The organism is Blastococcus sp. HT6-30 (genome assembly GCF_039729015.1).
Lineage (GTDB): Bacteria > Actinomycetota > Actinomycetes > Mycobacteriales > Geodermatophilaceae > Blastococcus.
The window spans coordinates 1,374,299-1,395,793 of the sequence record NZ_CP155792.1 but is presented as its reverse complement, the minus strand read 5'-3'; the positions used below and the strand labels follow the sequence as shown (position 1 = coordinate 1,395,793).

The following is a 21,495-nucleotide window of genomic DNA, read 5'->3' as shown; positions in this document are numbered from 1 at the left end:
CGGTCAGGCGCCGGTAACCGTGACGGTCCCGATCATGCGGTCGAGCACCTGGACGTTGCGGGCGTAGTCGAACTGCGGCAGGCCGACGGTGTTGACCACCAGGGTGCGCGGCCCGTCCTCGCCGGCGCCGAGGTCGACGACGTACGCGGTCGTCCGCACGCCCTCGGGCCACAGCCCCTCGCCGGCGGACACCTGCTCGACCCGGACGGCACGCCGGCCGTCGACGGTCATCTCGCTCCGGCTCACCTCCTGGCCCGCGCCCGGTCCGGCGACCCGGTCGAACGGGACCTCCTCCACCCGGGCGGTGACCGCACCCACCCGGGCGTCGGTGCCGGGCGGCACGGTGAACGGGTCCGGGGCGAAGCGGGTGCAGGCCGGCACGACGTCGCCCTCGTTGACCGACCAGGACGCCGGATACGCGATCGAGAAGCCGGCCGGGCTCTCGCAGCGCTGCGACAGCGCCTCCGGTGCCGCCGGCGCCTCGGCGAGGACGTCGACGACGATCCGCTGCGGCGAGCTCAGCAGGCCGACGGCGAACGGGCGGCGCTCGTCCAGCCCGGCGAAGAACGTGTGGCGCCCCTCGAAGAGCGTGTCCTCCACGAGGGCCTCGAGCACCGCGGCCCCGGCGATCTCCTGCTGGGCCGTCCCCTCCCAGGGCGTCACCCCGGCGGGTGCGTCCCCGGGGAGCGCGATGTTCGTGAGCGTGATCCCCAGGGTGGCGTCCCCGGGCACCAGCACCGGAGCGCCCGACCCCTGGGCCTGCGGCTGGTCGGTGTAGGCCACCTGCCAGCCGGCCTCCCCCTCGCCGGCGAGCTCGAACACGATGCGATCGAACCCCTCGTGGGCGCCCAGCCGCACGTCGGTCAGCGTCACCGGCGGGCCGTCGCCGGCGGCGATGGAGTCGGCCGTGCCACCCTCGGCGACCGGCCGCAGGTCCACGGCCGGCCTGCCGTCGACGGCGTGCAGCACGTCGACGACCAGGCGCGGCGGGTCGGAGAACGCGGCGACGCCGAACGGGACCCGCTCCCGCAGGGCCAGCGTCCACGCCAGCTGCGCCTCGGCCTCACCGGTCGCCACCAGCTCGGCGGCGACGGCGCCGTCCGGGATGGCGATCCGGCCCGGCCCGTCGTAGACCTGCTCGGGGCTCTCCCCGGACAGGTCGACCGTGCCGGCCGGAGCGGTCCGGATCTCCAGGAAGGCCGACCCATCGACCTCCACCGGCCGTCCGGAGGCGTCGTGAGTCACCGGCGGTTCGACGTAGGACACGCGGTAGCCCGGCACCGTATCAGCGTCGAACTCGAGAACGACCCGGTCGAAGTCCTCGTACCCAGCGACCTCCACGTCGGTGAGGTGGGCGACGGCCCGGTCGGCGTCCAGGAACCCACCGCCCTGCACGGCGGCGGTCCCCGGGTCACCGACCGGCTCGACGGCGCGGTCCTCCGCCGGCGCAGTCGCGGTCGCCGACGCGGTCGGGCCGGCGTCAGCCGGCGAGCCGTCGTCGGCGGTGCAGCCGGTGAGGACCAGGGCCGCGCAGACTCCGGCGGCGGGGAGGAGGCGCATCGCACGTCCTGCCTTGGGGATCGGGGACAGGGCTCCCCGTTCCCTTGCCGTTCCCGGCCGCGCCCAACCGCGCACGGCGGAACGCCACCGGATCGTCATCCGCGTCGGCGGCCACCGCTCAGCTCCGGGGCGGCTGCCCGTAGAACACCTGCTCCACGACCGTGCGTGCGTGCCGGGTGATGCGCCGGTAGTCGTCGAGGAACTGGCCGGGGTCGTCGTCCGGCCCGTAACCGCAGGCGCGGGCGACGCCGCCGAGCTCCAGCCCCGGCCGGGGCAGCTGGTCGCTGGGCCGGCCGCGCACCAGGAAGATGGCGTTCCGCGCCCGCGTCGCCAGCTCCCACGCCAGCCGCAGGGCCTCGGCCTGGTCGGCGTCGAGCCGGCCGGCCTCCTCGAGAGCCCGCAGGGCACCGGTGGTCGACGCCTGCTGCAGCGCCGGCAGTCCGGCGGCGTGCTCGAGCTGCAGCAGCTGCACCGTCCACTCGACGTCGGCGAGCCCACCGCGGCCGAGCTTGGTGTGCGTGGCCGGATCGGCGCCCCGGGGCAGCCGCTCGCGCTCCACCCGCGCCTTGATCCGGCGGATCTCGGCGACCTGCTCGGCGCTGAGCCCGTCGGCCGGGTAGCGGATCGGGTCGACGAGCGCGACGAAGGCCGCGCCCAGCTCCTCGTTCCCGGCCACGGGCACCGCGCGCAGCAGTGCCTGCACCTCCCACACCGACACCCAGCGCTCGTAGTACTCGCGGAACGCCGAGAGGCTGCGCACCAACGCCCCCTGCCGGCCCTCGGGCCGCAGGTCGGCGTCGACCTCGAAGGCCGGGTCGGGAGCCGGCTCGCCGAGCAGCCGCCGGAGCGTGTGCGCCGCGGCGTTGGCCGCGGCCGACGCCTTGGTCTCGTCGGCGCCCGGGCGCGCTCGGTGCACGAAGAGCACGTCGGCGTCCGAGCCGAAACCCATCTCCCCCCCGCCCAGGCGGCCCATGCCGATGACGGCGAGATCCATGGGCAGGTCGGCGACGTCGACGCCCGCCTCGCCCGCGTGCGCCCGCAGCGCCGCGTCGAGACCGGCCTGCAGGGTGGCCACCGCGACGTCGGTGAGGGCCCGGCCGACCCCGTGCACGTCGATCCGCCCCAGCAGGTCGGCCGCGGCGATCCGCAGCAGCTCCTGCCGGCGCAGCGCCCGGATCACCCGGATGCCCGCCTGCGGATCCGGGGCCCGGCCGGCAGCCTGCCGCCAGGCCTTGGCCAGCGTGGCCGCGGTGCGCGGCTCCAGCTCGGCGTCGTCGGCGAGCAACCGCAGCGCCTCGGGGGTGCGGGTCAGCAGGGAGGCCACGTACTGGCTGGAGCCCAGGAGCTGGGCGAGCCGCTCGGCCACCTGGCCCTCGTCGCGCAGCAGCCGCAGGTACCACTGGTTGCCGCCGAGGGCCTCGCTGACCTGCCGGTAGGCGAGCAGCCCCGCATCGGGGTTCGGGCAGGACGCGAAGGTCTGCAGCAGCACCGGCAGCAGGTACTTCTGCATCGACGCCGACCGGGAGACCCCGCCGGTGAGGGCCGCGAGGTGGCGCAGCGCCCCCTCCGGGTCGGCGAAGCCCAGCGCCCGCAGCCAGTCACCGGCGGCCTTGCTGCCCAGCTGCGTCGCCTCCGCGGGCACCTTGGCCACGGCCGACAGCAGCGGCCGGTAGAAGAGCTTCTCGTGCAGCCGGCGCACCTCGCGGGTGTGCAGCGCGAGCTCGGCCCGCAGCACCTCGACGGCGTCACCCCGGTGGTCGGGCTTGTAGCCCAGCGAGCGGGCCAGCCAGCGCAACTGCTGCTCGTCGGTGGGCAGCAGGTGGGTGCGGCGCAGCCGCAGCAGCTGGAGCCGGTGCTCGACGGTGCGCAGGAAGCGATAGGAGGCGATCAGCGTGGCGGCGTCGTCGCGGCCGACGTAGCCGCCCGAGGACAGCGCCAGGAGCGCCGGCAGGGTGCCGCCGACCCGCAGGTTCTGGTCCACCCGGCCGTGCACCATCTGCAGCAGCTGGACGGCGAACTCGACGTCGCGCAGCCCGCCGCGGCCCAGCTTGAGCTCCCGCTCGGCCTGGGCCGGGGGGATGTTCGCCTCCACCCGGCGGCGCATGGCCTGCACCTCGCCGACGAACCCGGGGCGGTCGCCGGCCTTCCAGACCAACGGCCACAGCGCCTCCACGTAGGCGCGGCCGAGGTCGGGGTCGCCGGCCACCGGGCGCATCTTGAGCAGCGCCTGGAACTCCCAGGTGTCGGCCCACTGGTCGTAGTAGGCGGCGTGCCCGGCGACGGTGCGCACCAGGGCCCCGGCCTTGCCCTCCGGGCGCAGCGCGGCGTCGACCTCCCAGGCCGCCTCCCGGCAGATCCGCATGAGCGCGGCGGCCACCCGGGTCGCGGCGGCGAGCGCCGGTGCCTCCGGCTCGCCCGGCTCGACCGGCTCGGCCACGAAGACGACGTCGACGTCGCTGACGTAGTTCAGCTCCCGCCCCCCGGTCTTGCCGAGAGCGATCACCGACAGGCGGCAGGCGGTCGTGTCCTCCGGCTGCTCGGCGACGGCGAGCGCCAGTCCCGCGGTGAGGACGGCGGCGGCGATGTCGGCCAGCTCGGCGGCGGCCTCCTCGGCCGGGACGCCGTCGGCGAGGTCCCGCCCGGCGAGGGAGAGGATCGCCCGCCGGTAGGCCAGCCGCAGTGCCCGCACCCGCTCCGGCGCGGAGTCCGGCGCGGCCGCGCCCAGGCGCACGCCCCACGGCGGGTCGTCGGGGTCGGCGCCGACGGCCTGGAGCATCTGCTGCTCGAGCGCGTGCGGCGTGGGCCGGTGCGGCCCGTTCTGCTCGTCGTCGAGCACATCCCAGTCCAGCGGGTGGGCCGCCAGGTGGTCGGCCAGCCCGGAGCTCGCACCCAGCACCGCCAGCAGCCGCCCCCGCAGGTGACCCGAGCCGCGCAGCCGGGCCAGCAGGGTGGCGGCGGCCTGGCCGCTGTCGTCGGCGTCGTCCAGCGCCTCGATCAGCCGGTGCAGCGAGCGGACGGCGAGGTCGGGGTCACCGGCGCGGGCCAGCGCGGCGACGACCGGGCCGGCCTCCGGATCGGCCGGTTCGTTGCGCTCCAGGTCCCACAGGCCGAGCGCCGGGTCCGACAGCAGGCGCGCCGCGCGTTCGCCGTCCTCGAAGCCGAACCGGACCAGGCGCACGATCGCCCGGCGCGGGATCTCCACCCGGGGCACGGTCATGCGCGCGCGTCGGTGCGGGAGCGCACCAGGTCAGCGAAGCGCGCCGCGAACGGCTGCCAGGCGTCGGCGACGTCGTCGTGGGCGGCCTCCGCGCGCAGGCACAGCGTCTCGAGGTCCAGCGGGGAGGCCGCCACGCCGACCGGGTCGCTCCCGGCCCAGCCGCGGACCATCTCCGGCGTCGTCTCGATGTGGAACTGCAGCCCGTAGACGCAGCTGCCGACCCGGAATGCCTGGTGCGGGTAGTGCGGGTTGCCCGCCAGCAGGGTGGCGTCGCGCGGCAGCTCGGAGATCTCGTCGTGGTGCCACTGCACGACGTCGGGCGAGAGCGGCAGCGGGCCGAACACGGGGTCGGCGTCGGCGACGTCGCGCTTGGCCACGAGCGTGGCGCCGACCTCGGGCCCGTCCACCCCCACGCGCGTGCGGCCGCCCCCCACCTGCGCGAGCAGCTGGGCGCCCAGGCAGATGGCGAGGGTGGGCAGGTCGGCGTCGACCGCCTGCCGGAGGAGCTGCCGCACCCCGACGAGCTCGGGGCTGGTCGCCTCGTCGTCCATCGACGACTGCGGGCCGCCCAGCACGAGCAACCCGTCGGCCCCCTCGAGGGTCTCCGGCAGCTGATCGCCGAGCCCCAGGTGCCGCTCGTCGAGCTCCAGGCCGGCCGCGCGCAGCCACTCCCCCAGCCGCGCGGGCGGGTCGGTCTCGCTCGGGACGACGACGAGCAGGCGGCCGCTGGAAGTCACGACGACGAGGTTAGTGGCCGCGACCCGAGCCCTCTCGGCCCTGCTCTGGGAGTGCTGTTCGCGCTCTGCGGGCACTGCAGCACCTCCAGAGGACGAGCAAGACCCCCAGAACGCGGCATCAGAGGCCGGGCAGGTAGCGCTGCAGCTCGAACGGCGTCACGTTCTGCCGGTAGGAGTTGAACTCCTCCCACTTGTTGCGCAGGAAGAACTGGAAGACGTGCTCGCCGAGGGTCTCGGCGACCAGCTCGCTGCCCTGCATCGCGGTCAGCGCCTCGCCGAGGCTGACCGGGAGGTCCTCGTACCCGGCGGCGCGGCGCTCGGTGTCGGTGAGCGACCAGACGTCGTCCTCGGCCTCCGGCGGGAGCTCGTACCCCTTCTCGATGCCGCGCAGGCCGGCGGCCAGCAGGACGGCGAAGGTGAGGTACGGGTTGCACGCGGAGTCCGGCGAGCGGACCTCGACCCGCGCCGACTGCGCCTTGCTCGGCTTGTAGCTCGGCAGCCGCACCAGCGCCGAGCGGTTGGCCCGGCCCCACGTCGCTGCCGTCGGCGCCTCGGTGCCGGCCAGCAGCCGCCGGTAGGAGTTCACCGTCTGGTTGGTGACGGCGGTGACCTCGCGGGCGTGGGTGAGCAGCCCGGCGATGAACTGCTTGCCGGTCGTCGACAGCCGCATCGGGTCGGCCGGGTCGTGGAAGGCGTTGCGGTCGCCCTCGAACAGCGACAGGTGCGTGTGCATCGCCGAGCCGGCCAGCTCGGTGAAGGGCTTGGGCATGAAGGTGGCGTGCACGCCCTGGGCCAGCGCGACCTCACGGACGACGTGCCGCAGCGTCATGATGTTGTCCGCCATCGACAGGGCGTCGGCGTAGCGCAGGTCGATCTCCTGCTGCCCGGGCGCCACCTCGTGGTGGCTGAACTCCACGGAGATCCCCATCGCCTCCAGGGCGAAGACCGCCTCCCGCCGGAAGTCGTGCGCCACGTTGTGCGTGGAGAGGTCGAAGTAGCCGCCGGTGTCGGCGGGCTCGGGGGCACTGCCGTCAGTGGGCAGGTCCTTGAGCAGGAAGAACTCGATCTCGGGGTGGGTGTAGAAGGTGAACCCCATGTCGGCGGCCTTGGCCAGCGTCCGGCGCAGCACGTGGCGCGGATCGGCCCAGGACGGCGAGCCGTCGGGCAGCGTGATGTCGCAGAACATCCGGGCGGTGACGCTGGCCCGCCCCTCGCGCGCCGGCATGACCTGGAAGGTGCCGGGGTCCGGCTTGGCCAGCATGTCGGACTCGTAGACGCGGGCGAAGCCCTCGATCGCCGAGCCGTCGAAGCCGATGCCTTCCGCGAACGCCGCCTCGATCTCGGCCGGGGCCACCGCGACGGCCTTCAGGTAGCCGGAGACATCGGTGAACCACAGCCGCACGAAGCGGATGTCTCGCTCTTCCAGGGTCCGCAGGACGAACTCCTGCTGTCGGTCCATGCCGGCCATGATCCAGTCCGCTCGTTTCGGGAGTGTGACGTCGGCACAAGCCTGCCCCGTCCGGGCGGTTCGCACACGGTTGTCCGCCCCGGCGCCGTCCGTGTCGTCGCCGACCGGGCCGGGCGGCGGCCCCACCTGGCCGCCGGCCGGAGGATGCGACCAGACTGACGGCGTGAGTGATCAGCAGCCGGTGCAGTTGCGGGTGGCCATGGCCCAGGTCGACACCCGGGTCGGTGACCTGCAGGGCAACGCCGACCTGGTGGTACGCCGGTCGGCCGACGCGGCGGGGGCCGGGGCGCACCTGGTGGTCTTCCCCGAGATGACGCTGACCGGGTACCCGCCGGAGGACCTCGTGCTGCGGGAGTCCTTCGCCCGCGCCAGCGAGCAGGCGCTGGTCGACCTCGCCGTCCGGCTGGCCGACGAGGGTCTCGGGGAGGTCGCCGTCGTCGTCGGGTACCTGGCGCACACCGAGGGCAGCGGCCCCGCGCCGGTCGACGAGCCCCCGACCGACGACCACCGGCCGGCGGACGCGAACCCGCGCCGAGGCGCGCCGCGCAACGCCGCCGCGCTGCTGCACGGCGGGCGCGTCGTCGTCCGCTACTACAAGCGGCACCTGCCCAACTACGGGGTCTTCGACGAGGCCCGGTACTTCGTGCCCGGCACCGAGCTGCCGGTCGTCCGCCTGCACGGGGTCGACGTCGCGCTGACCGTGTGCGAGGACCTCTGGGTCGAGGGCGGGCCCTGCGGGGTCGCCGGCCAGGCGGGGGTCGACCTCGTCGTCTCCCCCAACGCCTCCCCCTACGAGCGGGCCAAGGACGACCTGCGGCTGCCCCTGGTCCGCCGCCGCGCGGCCGAGGCCGGGGCGACGATCGTCTACTGCAACCAGGTGGGCGGCCAGGACGAGCTGGTCTTCGACGGCGACTCGATGGCCGTCGCCGCCGACGGCACGCTGCTCGCCCGCTCGCCCCAGTTCGTCGAGCACCTCGCCACGGTCGACCTCGACCTGGACCCGTCCTCGGTGCCCGAACGGCGCGAGGGCCGGATCGGCCCGATGACCGTGACCCGGCACGTGCTGTCGCACGAGCCGGTGCCCGCGTTCGAGCGGCGCCCGGCGACGATCGTCGACCCGCTCTCCGACTGCGAGGAGGTCTGGCGGGCCCTGGTGCTCGGGCTCAAGGACTTCATCGACAAGAACGGCATGCCCTCGGTGGTGCTCGGCATGTCCGGCGGCATCGACTCCGCGCTGGTCGCCGCGATCGCCGTCGACGCGCTCGGCGCCGACCGGGTGCACGGCGTCGGGCTGCCGTCGAAGTGGTCCAGCGAGCACTCGCTGGCCGACGCCGAGGACGCCGCGTCGCGGCTGGGCATGCACTACTCCGTCGTCCCGATCGCACCGATGGTCGACGCCTACGAGGCCTCGGTGGAGCTCTCCGGCGTCGCCGCCGAGAACCTGCAGGCCCGGGTGCGCGGCACGCTGCTCATGGGCCTGTCCAACCAGCACGGGCACCTGCTGCTCGCCACGTCCAACAAGAGCGAGGTGGCCGTCGGCTACTCGACGCTCTACGGCGACGCGGCCGGCGGGTTCGCCCCCATCAAGGACGTGCCGAAGACCCTGGTGTGGGAGCTCGCCCGCTGGCGCAACGCCTACGCCCGGGGGCGTGGCGAGACCGAGCCGATCCCGCAGAACTCCATCGACAAGCCGCCGTCGGCGGAGCTCGCTCCCGGGCAGGTGGACAGCGACTCGTTGCCGTCCTACGAGGAACTCGACGCGGTGATCGCCGACTACGTCGACCGCGACCTCGGCATGGCCGAGCTGCTCGAGCGCGGGCACGACGCCGAGGTGGTCGCCCGTGTCCTCCGGCTGGTGGACGGGGCCGAGTTCAAGCGCCGCCAGTCGGCACCGGGTACGAAGATCAGTCTCAAGGCGTTCGGTCGCGACCGTCGCCTGCCCATCACCAACCGCTGGCGCGAAACCCTCCCCACCGTGCGAGAAGGAGCCCAGGCATGACCGAATCGGTGCTCTACGGCGGCCAGTCCACCGCGCGGGTGCGCATCCACCACCTGCAGCAGGCGAAGCAGCGGGGCGAGAAGTGGGCGATGCTCACCGCCTACGACACCTACAGCGCGGCCATCTTCGAGGAGGCCGGCATCCCGGTGATGCTGGTGGGCGACTCCGCCGGCAACGTCGTGCTCGGTCACAGCAGCACGGTGGCGGTCACCGTCGAGGACCTCCTCGTGCTGACCAAGGCCGTCACCCGGTCGACCAAGCGGGCGCTGATCGTGGCCGACCTGCCCTTCGGCAGCTACGAGTCGGGCCCTCAGCAGGCCTTCGACACCGCCGTCCGGATGATGCAGGAGGGCGGTGCGCAGGCGGTCAAGCTCGAGGGCGGCGCGCGGGTGGTCCCCCAGATCCGGATGCTCCAGGAGGCCGGCATCCCGGTCATGGCGCACATCGGGTTCACGCCGCAGAGCGAGCACGCCCTCGGCGGGTTCCGGGTGCAGGGCCGCGGTGCCGGCGCCGACCAGCTGCTGACCGACGCGCACGCGGTGCAGGAGGCCGGCGCCTTCGCCGTCGTCATGGAGATGGTGCCGGCCGCCCTCGCCGGCCAGGTGACCGAGGAGCTCTCCATCCCGACCATCGGCATCGGCGCGGGGGTCGACTGCGACGCCCAGGTGCTGGTGTGGCCGGACATGGCCGGGCTCAACGGCGGCCGCGTGCCGAAGTTCGTGAAGAAGTACGCCGACCTGCGCGGCGAGCTGCTGCGGGCGGCGAAGGAGTACGCCGACGACGTCCGCGGCGGGGTCTTCCCCGGGCCCGAGCACTCCTTCGACTGACGGCCCGCCGGGCGACCGCTCCGGGAGTTGCCCCCGTGCTCTGCGGGTCGTGCAGGACTGCCTGACCGCGAGGAAGGCCCCCAGAGCGGGGCATTGGTCGCGTGGTGAGACGTCAGTCGGCTAGTTGACCGAGCAGCACGGCCGGCGCCTCGACGAGCGACGGGCCGTACCAGGTGAGGTGCCGCCCGCTGACGAACGCCGGGCGGGCCTGCGGCCACGCCTCGGGACCGTCGTCCGGGGTGAACGCGTAGGGCTCGTCGGGGAACACCACCAACTCGGCGGGGACGGTGCCCGGCTCGTCGCGGCCGAGCCGCGGGTACCGGTCCGCGGAGCCGGCGAAGACGTTGCGGACGCCGAGCCGGGACAGCACGTCACCGGCGAAGGTGTCCCGCCCGAGCACCATCCAGGGCCGGCGCCAGATCGGGACGACGGCGCTGACGCCGGGCAGGCGGGGCGGGTCGGCCCAGACCTCCCGAGCGCGGACCAGCCACTCCGGATCGGGCCGGTCGAGCACCGCGAGCACCCGGCCGAGGGTGTCCAGCGCCTGATCGACGGTGGCCGGCGCGGTGATCCAGACCGGGATGCCCGCTTTCCGCAGCGCCGCGACGTCCTCCTCCCGGTTCTCCTCGGCGTTGGCGACCACCAGGTCCGGACGCAGCGCCAGGACCCGGTCGACGTCGGGCCACTTGGTGCCGCCGACGCGCGGCACGCCGAGGCTGACGGGGTGGGTGCACCAGTCGGTGGCACCGGCCAGCAGCGACGGGTCGGTGACCGCGATCGCCTCGGTCAGCGACGGGACCAGCGAGACGACCCGCCGGGGCGGCGGGCCGTCGAACGCCGTCCCCGAGTCGTCACGCAGCACCGGCACCCCCGGCCCCGTCCCGGGCCCCACGCCGACCGTGCGACGGCCGGGGAGGACGAGGTCCTCCTTCAGACGTCGGTGATGCGGACGCCGGCGTGCACCTTGTACCGCCGGTTCACCGACACCAGGTTGATGGTGAGCGCCTCGACCTGGCGAGCGTTGCGCAGCCGGCCGGCGTAGATGCCGCGCATGCCGGGCAGCCGGCCGGCGAGCGCCTGCACCGTGTCCATCGACGCCCGGTCGTCGCCGACCACCATCACGTCGCCGTCGATCGTCGGCTTCGAGAGATCCTCGAGCAGCGTGGCCGACAGGTGGTGGAAGGCCCCGACCACGTGCGAGTCAGGCAGCAGCGCGGCGGCCTGCTGGGCGACGCTGCCCTCCTCGACGTCGAGCACGTAGGCGCCGAGCTCGTCGAAGCCCATGGGGACGACGCAGTCGACGACGATCTTCCCCGCCAGCGGGGTGGCCAGCTCGGCCAGGGTCGCGGCGTGCCCGACGAACGGGACGGCGACGATGACCAGATCCGCCGCGCCGGCGACGTCGACGTTCGAACCGCCGGTGACCGACACCTCGACCCCGGTGGCGACCGTCGCCGCACGCTCGGCGACCTGGGCCGCCACCTCCGCGGCGCGCTCGCCGTCCCGCGAGCCGAGCAGCACCCGCTGCCCCTGGGCCGCCAGCCGGACCGCGAGCCCGCGCCCCTGGGGCCCGGTGCCCCCCAGCACCCCGACGACCAGTTCCTCGACCGCGCGACCGTCCGTCACGTCCACCCCTCTCGCGGCGCCGGACAGCCCGGCCTCCGGGACCGATCATGCCTGTCCCCCGGGGCGGGGGTCAGCGGTCCTCCCACTCGCGGTCCTCCGCGTCGAGCTTCTCGTTCCGCTCGGCGACGGCCGCCAGCGCGTGCTCGGCCTCCTGCCGGGTGTCGTACGGGCCGAGCCGGTGGCGCTCGGCGCACCCGTCGCGGTCCTCGACCCGGTTGTGCTTGAGGCAGTAGAACCAGGGTCCCAGGGGCATGCGCAGCCTCCTTCGCTCGTCGTCGGCGTCCAGCTTTCCACCCGGGGCCCGACCCCGCTCAGACCTCGACCATCACCTGGTCGTGCCGGGCGTAGACCGCGGCCATCTCCTCCTTCGTGGGTGGCTGCTCGCGGCGCCCGATCTCGGCCATCTCGGCGAAGAAGGTCTCCCGGGCCACCCCGGGCGTGAACAGGATGAGCATCGAGGCCGGCTCGTCGCCGTCGTTGCGGAAGCCGTGCACCCCCTGCTCGTGGGCGATGGCGAAGTCGCCCGGCCGGTAGCTCTGCCAGGCTCCGTCGGCGTAGAGGGTCAGCCGGCCCGAGAGCACGTAGAAGGACTCGGAGAAGGTGCGGTGGTAGTGCGGCGCCGCCCCGGCCGTCCGCGGGCCGAGCCGGTACTCGACGAGGCCGAAGCGGCCGGCGGTCACCGCTCCCGGGGCGACCATGCGCAGCGCCTGTCCCTCCCCGGCCTCGGTCAGGGGGTGGTCGGCGAGGGACCGGACGTCGACGAGCGCCGGATCAGGGTGCGACATGCCCTCAGCCTGGCACCTCGGCCACCCCGATGGGGGCGTTGCGGTGTTGACCGCGCACGAGCCGGTGACCGTCGACCGATCCGTACCGCACCCTGAACCCGTGACCGCCCCTACCGGTCCGGCGTTCTCGACCGGTGGGTCCGGCGGTTCTCTGCTTCCCTAGATGCATGACGGTCGTCGCGCCTGATCCGACGCGGACGGTGCCCCTGCCGCTGCGGGAGCAGGCCGACGTGCGCGACCGCTGGCTCACCCAGCGGCTGCTCGACGTGCTTCCCGGCCTGATGGACAGGGCCGGCATCGACCTGTGGATCGTGGTCGGGCGCGAGTACAACGAGGACCCGGTCCTCGCGACGCTGCTGCCGGCCACCTGGCTGTCCGCACGGCGCCGCACCATCCTGCTGCTGCACCGCAGCGACGACGGCGTGACGCCCGCTGCGGTCTCCCGCTATCCGGTCGGCCAGTTCCTGCCGGCCTGGACCGCCGCGGCCGGCGGCGGGGAGCCCGCCGAGCGCGCCCAGTGGGCCGAGGTGCGCCGGTTCGTCGAGCAGGCCGATCCCGGGCGCATCGGCGTCGACGTCTCCGAGCACTTCGCGCTGGCCGACGGGCTCTCGCACACCGAGCACCGGCTGCTGACCGAGGCGCTGGGCCCCTACGCCGACCGGGTGGTGTCGGCCGAGCGGCTGGCGGTCGGCTGGCTGGAGACGCGGCTGCCCGAGGAGATCGCGGCGTTGCACGCGATGAACCGGCTGGCGCACCAGGTCATCGCCGAGGCGTTCTCCTCCGCCGTGGTCACGGTCGGGACGACGACGGCACTGGACGTGGCCTGGTGGATCCGGCAGCGCTTCCACGACCTCGGGGTGGACCCGTGGTTCCAGCCCTCGGTGCTCCTGCAGCGGGCCGGGGTACCGCTGGTCGAGGAGCAGAGCACGCTGCTGCCCGGCGTCCCCTACGACGCGGTGGTGGAGCCGGGCGACCTGCTGCACTGCGACGTCGGGCTCAGCTCCCTGGGTCTGCGGACCGACACCCAGCGCAACGCGTACGTGTTGCGCCCCGGCGAGACGGCGGCTCCGGCGGGGCTGCGGGCCGCGATGGCTGCGGCGAACCGGCTGCAGGAGCTGACCGCCGCGGCGCTGCTCCCCGGCCGGACGGGCAACGAGGTGCTGGCCACGGCCCGGGCCGCGGCCGCCGCCGAGGGGATCGACGGCGACGTGTACTCGCACCCGATCGGCTTCCACGGGCACGGTGCCGGCCCGGCGATCGGGCAGTGGGACCAGCAGCACGGCGTGCCCGGCGCCGGCGACTACCCGGTGCATTCCGACACGGCGTACGCGCTGGAGCTCGCCGTCCGCCGGCCGGTCCCCGAGTGGGACGGGCAGTGCGTGCGGCTCGGGTTGGAGGAGGGCGTCGCGCTGACCGGCGCCGGTGTCGAGTACCTCGACGGTCGGCAGACCGGGTTCATCCTGCTGTTAAGTAGCTGAACGGCACCGGGCCGGGCACCCCGTGGGTGCCCGGCCCGGGACGGTCCGCGGTGGACGCCGGCTACTTCTTGCGCGCCGCGGCGGTCTTCTTGTCATTCGCCTTCTGGATGGCGGCGACGAGGTCCTTCTTCCCCATCTTCGAGCGGCCCGAGATGTCGAGCTTCTTGGCCACGTCGTAGAGATGGGACTTCGAGGCGTTGGCGTCGACGCCGCCCTTGGTCTCCTTGCCGGTACCGCGCCCGCCTGCGGCTTGGGCGTCGGACGGGCCCTTCTTGCCCTTTTCTTTTCGAGCCCAACGGTCGCCGACCTTCTCGAAGCTGTGCTTCACCGCGGCCCACGCCGTCCGGTTGGCGCGCTCCTCGTCGTCGTACTCCTCCACCGCGGAGTCGTAGGCCTTGGTGAAGGTGCGCTGCGCCTTCTTCGGCGACCGCTGCAGCGTGCTGGGCAGCTCCGACTGCTTGGCGGAGCCGTTCTTCGCCGTCTTCGGCATGATCGCTCCTCTCCTCGACTCGGGCTGCCCTACCCCGATCGGCGGAGATGATCACATCCGCGGGCTCGACCGGCGCCCCGACCAGCACCGCGACGCGCCGGCACCCGGTGGTGCGCGTGCGCGGGCACCGCGCACGCGCAACCACCGACGGGCCGGTCAGCCCTCCAGGTAGCGCGTCCAGTGCGCCCGCTCGGCCTCGGTCATCGGCCGGCTGGCGTTCGCCGCGAAGTCGAAGACCACCAGGACGACGTCGGCGCGGATGGCCACCTCCCCGTCCTGCGCCAGCTCCTGCCGCATCGTGAAGGACTTCGTGCCCAGCCGGGTCACCCAGCTGTGCACGCAGAGCTCCTCGCCGACCCGGTAGTAGAGCTGGCGCAGGTAGTCCACCTCAAGACGGGCGAGGATCAGCCCTCCCCCGGCGTGGTCGTCCCCCAGTGCGAGCCGTGCGTCCTCCAGGAGGCTCAGTGCCCGCGCGTGGTTGACGTGGCCCAGCATGTCGGGGTCCGACCAGCGGAGCCGGACCGGGTGCTCGTGCCGCACGTCAGGGCAGGTCGGCGGTCTCGGCGGACTGGCGGTGCGCACCTTGGGCGTCGTCGGGATCGGGATGGACGGTCCGCTCCTCCGACTCGGCCAGTATCACCTCGGCGGCGACCTCCTCCATGCCGCTGCCCTGCAGCGCGGCCTCCTCCGGGAGCAGCTGGGACCGCGTCTCGACGTTGTCCTCGGTGACGTTGTCCAGCGCCTCGGGGCTGGGCTTCTTCTGCGTCGTCATGTCAGAACCGCTGCTGCTCGGTGCCCAGGCCCAGCGCCTGGGCGACCTCCTGGACGTTCTCGAACTGCTGCCCGGCGGGCAGGCGCCGCAGATCGGAGAGCACCCGGTCGGGGGCGGGCCCTTCCTGCGCCTTGGCGATCAGCGCGTCGCGGTCGGCCGGCCAGACCTCCTTGCCGAGGGACTCGGCGAGCGCGGCGCGGCGCTCGATGTCGCCCTGGCCGGTGCCGGGGCTGGTGGCGGGCTGGTGCGGGTCGGTCACGGGATCTCCTCGAGTAGGGCGGTACGGGTCCGGGTCACTGGGCCGACGGCGTCGAGTCGTCGGTGTAGCGGAGGATCGCGGCCACCGGCTCGTCGCCGGGAAGGGCGGCCTCCGGGACGACGACGACACCGGCGGCGCTGGCCACTGCGGCGGCCAGGAGCGCGGAACCGGCGGGGACGACCTCCCCGTGCACGCCGAGGGCGTCCATGTCCTGCTGCTTCACGCCGAGCTCCAGCGGGCCGTTGCCCACCAGCAGGGTGGCGTCGTCGTCCCAGGCGTCGGTCAGGACGAGCGTCTCGACCTGCCCCTTGCGCAGGGCCTCGACCACGGCGGCGGTGCCGGTGAGGGCGAGCCCGTGGGCGCCGGCGCTCTGCACCTTCTCGACGGCGTCGGCGATGTCGCGTGCCTCGTGCTCGGCGATCAGCTCGGCGGTGCGCCGCTCGATCGGCTCGCGGTCGGCGCCGGCGGAGCGGCCGCCCTCGTCCATCGACACGACGAGGTCCGACCAGGCGGCGTGCGCCTTGTCGCTGAGGATCTGCCGGGCCCGCACGTCGCCGGCCAGCAGGATGAAGCGGAGCGGCAGCCGCCGGGCGAGGGAGTTCAGCTCGTCGGCGACCAGCCCGGCGTTCTCCTCCCACTGGTTCTCGGCGGTGTGCATGTAGGTGTTGTGCGCCCAGCCGCCGACCTTGACCTTGCGCGCGTGGAACCCGTCGCCCTCGATCTCCTTCTCCTGGTCCGGCCGGCCCGGAAGTCCCGCCGTGGTGACGTCGGCGCCGATCCGGTCGGTGACGACGACCACGTGCGGGATGCGGCCGGCCAGCTGCTTGAGCACCGGGATCAGGTCCGGGTGCGGCGACCACTCGGCGGTCTCGCGGGCCGGAGCGTCGGCCAGCGCCTCGTCCAGCACGACCGTGCCGTCGGCGGCGGCGACCACCGCCCGCCCCTTCAGGGTGCCGGCCTCACCGCCCTCGTTGCCCTCGGTCAGCCGGGCGCGCACGGCCTCGACGACGGCCTCCGGCGCGCCCTGCTCGCTGAGCTGCTCGGTGAGCGCACGGACCCGCAGGTCCAGTTCGGTGTCGGCGTTCTCGTTGGTGTGCGTGACGTCGGCGCACACGGTGGCGTAGGGCCCAGCGGCGGCGAACACCGGCTCCAGGAAGGACACGTCCATGTCGGTGGGACAACTCCTCGGTCGATCGGGGGGCTCAGGTGCGGGGCGACAGACGGCCGCAACTCCGCAGCCCGCCGCCTACCCACCGACCGGGACCTCACACCCGGTGTCGATCGCCGGCGACGGGGTAGGCGCTCCCGGAACACGGAACCGCAGAGAGGACGAGGGATGACGGAGCACGACCAACTGCCACTGCCCGACTACGACCACCTGCCGGTGGAGGGGCTGGCCTCGCGCATCCGGACCCTGGACGCGCAGGGCCTCGAGACGCTGCTCGAGTACGAGCGCGCCCACGCCGACCGGGTGCAGGTCGTGACGATCATGGAGAACCGGCTGACCTCGTTGCGCGAGGGCGCCCAGCCCTCGGGCGGCGACCCGGCCGCACCCGCGGCGGACGACCCGGTCCACGCCTCCACCGGATCGAAGGTGTCGGAGGCCACGACCGGCCCGAAGATGAACCCGCCGTCGCAGGGTGACCCGACCAACCCGGCGCAGCCCCGCTCCACCGGCTGACCGCGCCTTCACGCCGTCGAGATCGGCGATCTCGCCCCCCTTCAGGACCTCGAAGCGGGCCAGATCGCCGATCTCGTCGTGTCCGGATGGGCTGACGGCAGCGGCCGCCCGGTCACGCGCAGACGGCGGACCCCGCTCCGACGAGCTCGATGGTCACCTTCCGGTTCTGCGCGGCGGCCGCCGGGTCCAGCGTGCCGCTGGCGTCGCGGTCCTGGACGTAGCCGGGGAAGTCGCTGCCGAGCCCGACGACGGTCAGGCGCTCGGCCGGCACCCCCAGGCCGCCCAGAAGATCGGCGACGGCTCGGGCACGCTGCTCGCTGAGCCGCCGCTGGCCCTCGGCGTCGCCGACGTCCGCGGTCGTCCCGACGAGCGTCGCGGTGACGCCGGCGGCCCGCATCCGGTCGGCGATCGGCTGGAGCTCTGCGGCCGCGGCCGCGGCGTCCTGGAATGCCGAGGTGTCGGCCTGGAAGGCCACCGCACCGCCGTCGAGCACGACGGTGCTCTGCGTGCAGGTGACCCCGCCACCAAGGCCGATGAGGCTGACCGGGGGGAGGCCGGCGACGGGTTCCCCGACGAGCGGGGTGCGCTCGACGCTCACGTCCAGTGCCCCTGCCGCCAGAGCGACCGCGGTCCAGAGGTCGGCCAGCTGGCGGCGCACTGGCTCACCCAGCGACGGTTGTGGGGCGGCGGTGTCGCCGAGCCCCTGGAAGACGACGTGGACGCCACTGAGGTCCGGCAGGGCGCCCGCCGCTTGGAGGCTGCCGACGACGTCCGCGGGGTCGGCGTCGAGCAGGCCCTCCCGCCGGAAGTCCAGCGCGCCGGTGGTGGACAGGCCGGAGTCGACGACCAGGACGGTGCGCCGCCCGTCCGCGGAGGCGATCTCGGCGGCGCCGAGGCCGAGCGCGGTGAGCAGGTCGGTCTCCGGCGTCCGGGCCGCCGCGGAGGTGAGTGCCTCGTCCAGCGCCTCGCGGTTCGCCACTCCGGCGGTTCCCGACTGCTCGGCGTCCAGGACGAACGGGGCGCCGTCGGCGACCACGACCGAGACGGCGGACCGGGTGCGGACGGCGTTGGTGAGCACCTGTTCGGCGACGCCGCCGACCGCTGTCGGCGGCATGTTGCTGTGCGCGCCGACCACCATCGCGAGCCCGCCGCTGGCGTCGCTGACCACAGGGGCGGAGCAGGCGATCACGGACGTCACCAGGGCCAGGGAGCCGGCCACGGTGCACAGGCGCCGCCGGAGGGACGACTGGAACATGGTTCTCCTCGTTTCAGCGGACCGGATCAGTCGCTGAACGCGGCGATGATGTCGATGACGGCCGGGCCCAGCACGATGATGAACAGCGTCGGCAGGATGAAGAGGATCAGCGGGAAGATGACCTTGACCGGGATCTGCATGGCCTTCTCCTCGGCCCGCTGCCGGCGCTTGAGCCGCATCTCCCCGGCCTGGGTGCGCAGCACGTCGGCGATGGAGACGCCGTACTGGTCGGCCTGGACGATGGCGCTGACGAACCGGCGCAGGTCCTGCACGTTGGTGCGCTCGGCCAGCGCCAGGTAGGCGTCGCGGCGTGGCTGGCCGACGGCGATGTCCTGCAGCGTGCGGGTGAGCTCCTCGGCCAGCGCTCCCTTGCCGTTCTTGCCGGCACGGGCCATGGCCGACTCGAAGCCCAGCCCGGCCTCGACCGCGATCGTCATCTGGTCGAGGGTGTCGGCCAGCTGCAGCTGGATCGCCTGCTGGCGCTCCTGGCCCCGGCTGTAGAGGAGAAGTTCGGGAACGAAGTAGGAGATCCCGACCATGGCGACGAGCAACAGCACGCGGAAGAAGCTGAGTCCGTCGGCCAGGAGCAGGAACCCCACACCGCCGGCCACGGCGGCCAGCACGAGCTTCGCGGCCACCAGCCGGGGCAGCGGCCACTCCGCCGGGTACCCCGCACCGGCGATCAGCCGCTGCAGCCGCGCGGCGGTGCCCCGCGGGGTGAGCAGCTGGACCAGTGGCGAGCTCCGGCGACGGCCGGCCGGCGCGCCGGCGGGCGCCAGCTGGAAGCCCCGCACCAGGTTCGCGCGGGTGCTGGCCGCCGCGGCGTCGGGCCGGGCGAGGACCGACCAGCCGAGCAGCAGAAGGGCGGACACCACCAGGAAGGCGGCTCCGGAGACGATCATCATGCCGGCCTCCTCAGAAGGTGATGCGGACGGTCGTGCGCAGCCAGAGCCCGCCCGCCGTCAGCAGCACGGCAACGGCGGCGAGCATGGCGTAGCCGATCAGGCTCTCGGTGAAGACGCCCATGTACTCGGGCCTGGTCAGGAACAGGAAGAGCCCGACGCCGATGGGCAGAGCCATGAGGACGTAGGCGGAGAGCTTGCCTTCGGCGGAGAGTGCCTTGACCTGGCGACGGATGGCGTTTCGTTCCCGGATGGTGTGCCCGACACGGTCGAGCACCTCGGCCAGATTCCCGCCGACCTCGCGCTGGATGGCGATGGCCTGGGCGACCCAGGCGAAGTCCTCGCTGCCCATCCGGTCGGCGACCTCGTCGATCGCCGCACCCAGATCACGGCCCACCCGGGTCTCGTTAATGATCCGGGCGAACTCCTCCGACGTCGGGGCCGCTCCCTCCTGGGCCACGGAGTCGACGGCGCGCAGGATGCTGTGGCCGGCGCGCAGACTGCTGGCCATGAGCTGCAGGGAGTCGTCGAGCTGGTCGGCGAACGCGGCCCGGCGCCGGCTCGCGAGCACGCTCAGCAGGACCTTCGCGACGAGCGGCGCGAGCGCGGCGAGGAGGACGCCGACCACGGGCCCGCCGAGGAGCAGACCCAGCGCGCCGGCGACGACCACGCCGGAGAGGGAGAGCAGCACGAAGTCCGCGGGCCGCATCCGCAGGCCGGCGGCCTGCAGGTCCCGGGCCAGGCCCGAACCGCCGTCGCGCCGCGCGAGCACTGTCTCGATCCCGCCCTGCGCCCGCTGGGTGAGGCCGGTCAGGGCGCTCGGCGGTGGCCCGATGGTCGGGTCGAGCCGGCTGAGCGCCACCCGCTCCTTCGCCGGGACGATCGCGAGGACGCCGAGGACCAGCGCCGCGGTGGCCGCCAGGACGCCCAGTGCGAGCGCCGCGGTGCCGGTCATCGCCAGCCCCCGGAGATCGAGCCCGCCGGGACGCCGAACAGCCGGGGCGACACGGCGATGCCCAGCTCCTCGAAGCGGTCGGTGAAGCGGGGACGGACGCCGGTGGGCACGGGGCTGCCCAGGAAGCGGCCGGTGGCGGGGTCGACCCCGGCGGAGTAGTCGAACAGGAACGCGTCCTGCAGGGTGACGGTCTCCCCTTCCATGCCCTGGACCTCGGTGACGTGGGTGACCCGCCGGGTGCCGTCCCGCAGCCGGGTGAGCTGCACCACCACGTCGACGGCGGAGGCGATCTGCTCCCGGATCGCCCGCAGCGGCAGATCCATGCCGGCCATCAGCACCAGGGTCTCCAGCCGGGCGATCGCATCGCGGGGGGAGTTGGCGTGCACCGTGGACAGCGACCCGTCGTGGCCGGTGTTCATCGCCTGCAGCATGTCCAGCGACTCACCACCACGGCACTCCCCCACCACGATCCGATCGGGGCGCATACGCAGGCTGTTGCGGACCAGGTCGCGGATGGTGATCGCACCCTTGCCCTCGATGTTCGGCGGGCGGGACTCCAGCCGCACCACGTGCTCCTGCTGCAGCTGCAGCTCCACCGCGTCCTCGATGGTGACGATCCGCTCCCCCTCCGGGATGAAGGAGGACAGCACGTTGAGCAGCGTCGTCTTCCCCGTGCCGGTACCACCGGAGACGATGATGTTCAGCCGCGCATCCACACACGCCTGCAGCAGCTCGGCCATCTCCGGCGAGAGCGTGCCAAACCCGATCAGGTCGTCCACCCCGAACGGGTCCTTGGCGAACTTGCGGATCGTCAACGTCGACCCACTGAACGCCAGCGGCGGGATGATCGCGTTCACCCGGGACCCGTCGGCCAGCCGCGCGTCCACCAACGGCGACGACTCGTCGATCCGCCGGCCCACCCGGGACACGATCCGGTCGATCACCCGCCGCAGATGCTCCTCACCGGCGAACCGCGCCGGCGTGCGCACCAGCCGACCGGACTGCTCCACATAGATCGCATCCGGCCCGTTGCACATGATCTCGGTCACCGACGGGTCGTCCAGCAACCGCTGCAACGGCCCGAACCCCAGCACGTCATCGGCCAGCTCCGAGGTCAACCGCGACCGCTCCTCGGCCGACAGCGGAATCTTCTCCGCCTCGACCACCTCGTCCAGCTCCCGCAACACCAGCGTGCGCAACTGGTCCTCAGCCAGCGACGGATCACTCATCCGAGCACCCATCCGCTCGAACAACGCCTTCGCCACCCGATCCTTCAACCGCGACAACGCATCCACCGGAGGCACCACCGGAGCGGTCGGACGGGGCACCGGCCGTTCCGTCACTGACGGGACAGCCGGGCCGAGGTCGGTCGCCTGCCCGCGCGGCTCCGGCAGGGGAAGGGCGGCCGGGCCGTCCGGTGTCGTGGGCACCTGCGGGCCGGGTGCCGGCCGGGCAGCCCCGCGTCCGCGGGTGGCCTCCAGCCG

Annotated in this window: 21 protein-coding genes; 4 read left to right on the top strand and 17 right to left on the bottom strand. The window is 73.8% G+C overall.

All coding sequences use genetic code 11. The annotated features are described in order from the left end of the window. Positions 1 to 3: 3 nt before the first annotated feature. From ABC795_RS06750 to glnA, 4 genes are all read right to left on the bottom strand, one after another. Positions 4 to 1,560: a hypothetical protein gene (locus ABC795_RS06750; RefSeq protein WP_347060170.1), complete on the bottom strand. Its 1,557-nt coding sequence runs from the start codon at positions 1,558 to 1,560 to the stop codon at positions 4 to 6. 118 nt (positions 1,561 to 1,678) lie between these two features. Next, entirely contained in the window at positions 1,679 to 4,777 is a 3,099-nt protein-coding gene (locus ABC795_RS06745) for a bifunctional [glutamine synthetase] adenylyltransferase/[glutamine synthetase]-adenylyl-L-tyrosine phosphorylase (RefSeq protein ID WP_347060169.1), read from the bottom strand. Then, entirely contained in the window at positions 4,774 to 5,514 is a 741-nt protein-coding gene (locus ABC795_RS06740) for a type 1 glutamine amidotransferase (RefSeq protein ID WP_347060168.1), read from the bottom strand. Before ABC795_RS06740 ends, ABC795_RS06745 begins: the two co-directional genes overlap by 4 nt. Before the next feature lie 118 nt (positions 5,515 to 5,632). Continuing rightward, complete coding sequence (gene glnA / locus ABC795_RS06735) at positions 5,633 to 6,973, bottom strand: type I glutamate--ammonia ligase (protein WP_347060167.1); 1,341 nt, start codon at positions 6,971 to 6,973, stop codon at positions 5,633 to 5,635. Between the two features lie 172 nt (positions 6,974 to 7,145). On the opposite strand from glnA, the gene ABC795_RS06730 reads away from it, so the two are divergent. Beyond that, the gene (locus ABC795_RS06730) at positions 7,146 to 8,981 is read left to right on the top strand and encodes an NAD+ synthase (RefSeq protein WP_347060166.1); all 1,836 of its coding nucleotides are present in this window, start codon (positions 7,146 to 7,148) and stop codon (positions 8,979 to 8,981) included. Beyond that, positions 8,978 to 9,808: a 3-methyl-2-oxobutanoate hydroxymethyltransferase gene (gene panB / locus ABC795_RS06725; protein WP_347060165.1), complete on the top strand. Its 831-nt coding sequence runs from the start codon at positions 8,978 to 8,980 to the stop codon at positions 9,806 to 9,808. The genes ABC795_RS06730 and panB overlap by 4 nt, the downstream gene beginning before the upstream one ends. 112 nt (positions 9,809 to 9,920) lie before the next feature. Here the strand turns inward: panB and ABC795_RS06720 are convergent, their stop codons facing one another. The 4 genes from ABC795_RS06720 to ABC795_RS06705 all read right to left on the bottom strand — a co-directional run bounded on the left by ABC795_RS06720 (position 9,921) and on the right by ABC795_RS06705 (position 12,219). Beyond that, entirely contained in the window at positions 9,921 to 10,676 is a 756-nt protein-coding gene (locus tag ABC795_RS06720) for a helical backbone metal receptor (protein ID WP_347060164.1), read from the bottom strand. Between the two features lie 62 nt (positions 10,677 to 10,738). Then, on the bottom strand, positions 10,739 to 11,434 hold the full coding sequence (gene npdG / locus ABC795_RS06715) for an NADPH-dependent F420 reductase (protein ID WP_347060163.1): 696 nt from the start codon (positions 11,432 to 11,434) through the stop codon (positions 10,739 to 10,741). Positions 11,435 to 11,504: 70 nt separating this feature from the next. Then, complete coding sequence (locus ABC795_RS06710) at positions 11,505 to 11,687, bottom strand: hypothetical protein (protein WP_347060162.1); 183 nt, start codon at positions 11,685 to 11,687, stop codon at positions 11,505 to 11,507. Positions 11,688 to 11,745: 58 nt separating this feature from the next. After that, on the bottom strand, positions 11,746 to 12,219 hold the full coding sequence (locus ABC795_RS06705; protein ID WP_347060161.1) for a cupin domain-containing protein: 474 nt from the start codon (positions 12,217 to 12,219) through the stop codon (positions 11,746 to 11,748). Between the two features lie 167 nt (positions 12,220 to 12,386). On the opposite strand from ABC795_RS06705, the gene ABC795_RS06700 reads away from it, so the two are divergent. Next, the gene (locus ABC795_RS06700; protein ID WP_347060159.1) at positions 12,387 to 13,697 is read left to right on the top strand and encodes a M24 family metallopeptidase; all 1,311 of its coding nucleotides are present in this window, start codon (positions 12,387 to 12,389) and stop codon (positions 13,695 to 13,697) included. Positions 13,698 to 13,758: 61 nt separating this feature from the next. On the opposite strand, the gene ABC795_RS06695 is transcribed toward ABC795_RS06700, so the two are convergent. From ABC795_RS06695 to ABC795_RS06675, 5 genes are all read right to left on the bottom strand, one after another. Further along, complete coding sequence (locus ABC795_RS06695; RefSeq protein ID WP_347060157.1) at positions 13,759 to 14,187, bottom strand: ChaB family protein; 429 nt, start codon at positions 14,185 to 14,187, stop codon at positions 13,759 to 13,761. Positions 14,188 to 14,343: 156 nt separating this feature from the next. Then, complete coding sequence (locus tag ABC795_RS06690; protein WP_347060156.1) at positions 14,344 to 14,727, bottom strand: thioesterase family protein; 384 nt, start codon at positions 14,725 to 14,727, stop codon at positions 14,344 to 14,346. Position 14,728: 1 nt separating this feature from the next. Continuing rightward, the gene (locus tag ABC795_RS06685) at positions 14,729 to 14,959 is read right to left on the bottom strand and encodes a hypothetical protein (RefSeq protein WP_347060154.1); all 231 of its coding nucleotides are present in this window, start codon (positions 14,957 to 14,959) and stop codon (positions 14,729 to 14,731) included. A gap of 1 nt (position 14,960) precedes the next feature. Beyond that, positions 14,961 to 15,218 carry a DUF2795 domain-containing protein gene (locus ABC795_RS06680; protein ID WP_347060153.1) on the bottom strand — a complete coding sequence of 86 codons (258 nt, stop codon included), beginning with the start codon at positions 15,216 to 15,218 and terminating at the stop codon, positions 14,961 to 14,963. A gap of 34 nt (positions 15,219 to 15,252) precedes the next feature. Next, the gene (locus ABC795_RS06675) at positions 15,253 to 16,386 is read right to left on the bottom strand and encodes a Vms1/Ankzf1 family peptidyl-tRNA hydrolase (RefSeq protein WP_347060152.1); all 1,134 of its coding nucleotides are present in this window, start codon (positions 16,384 to 16,386) and stop codon (positions 15,253 to 15,255) included. A gap of 168 nt (positions 16,387 to 16,554) precedes the next feature. Here ABC795_RS06675 and ABC795_RS06670 point away from each other — a divergent pair, with 168 nt between their 5' ends. Further along, a complete protein-coding gene (locus tag ABC795_RS06670) occupies positions 16,555 to 16,899 on the top strand; it encodes a hypothetical protein (protein WP_347060151.1) in 345 nt (114 codons plus the stop codon). Positions 16,900 to 17,011: 112 nt separating this feature from the next. Here ABC795_RS06670 and ABC795_RS06665 read toward each other — a convergent pair whose 3' ends face one another. Genes ABC795_RS06665 through ABC795_RS06650 form a run of 4 tightly spaced genes read right to left on the bottom strand, consistent with a single transcriptional unit; the run spans position 17,012 to position 21,240 of the window. Then, positions 17,012 to 18,154 (bottom strand): OmpA family protein, encoded by a 1,143-nt coding sequence (locus ABC795_RS06665; RefSeq protein WP_347060150.1) that lies wholly within the window; start codon positions 18,152 to 18,154, stop codon positions 17,012 to 17,014. Positions 18,155 to 18,180: 26 nt separating this feature from the next. Then, complete coding sequence (locus tag ABC795_RS06660) at positions 18,181 to 19,059, bottom strand: type II secretion system F family protein (protein WP_347060149.1); 879 nt, start codon at positions 19,057 to 19,059, stop codon at positions 18,181 to 18,183. A 10-nt stretch (positions 19,060 to 19,069) separates the two neighbouring features. Continuing rightward, positions 19,070 to 20,011, bottom strand: coding sequence for a type II secretion system F family protein (locus tag ABC795_RS06655; protein ID WP_347060148.1), 942 nt, complete (start codon positions 20,009 to 20,011; stop codon positions 19,070 to 19,072). Then, a complete protein-coding gene (locus ABC795_RS06650; protein WP_347060147.1) occupies positions 20,008 to 21,240 on the bottom strand; it encodes a CpaF family protein in 1,233 nt (410 codons plus the stop codon). Before ABC795_RS06650 ends, ABC795_RS06655 begins: the two co-directional genes overlap by 4 nt. Between the last annotated feature and the right edge of the window lie 255 nt (positions 21,241 to 21,495).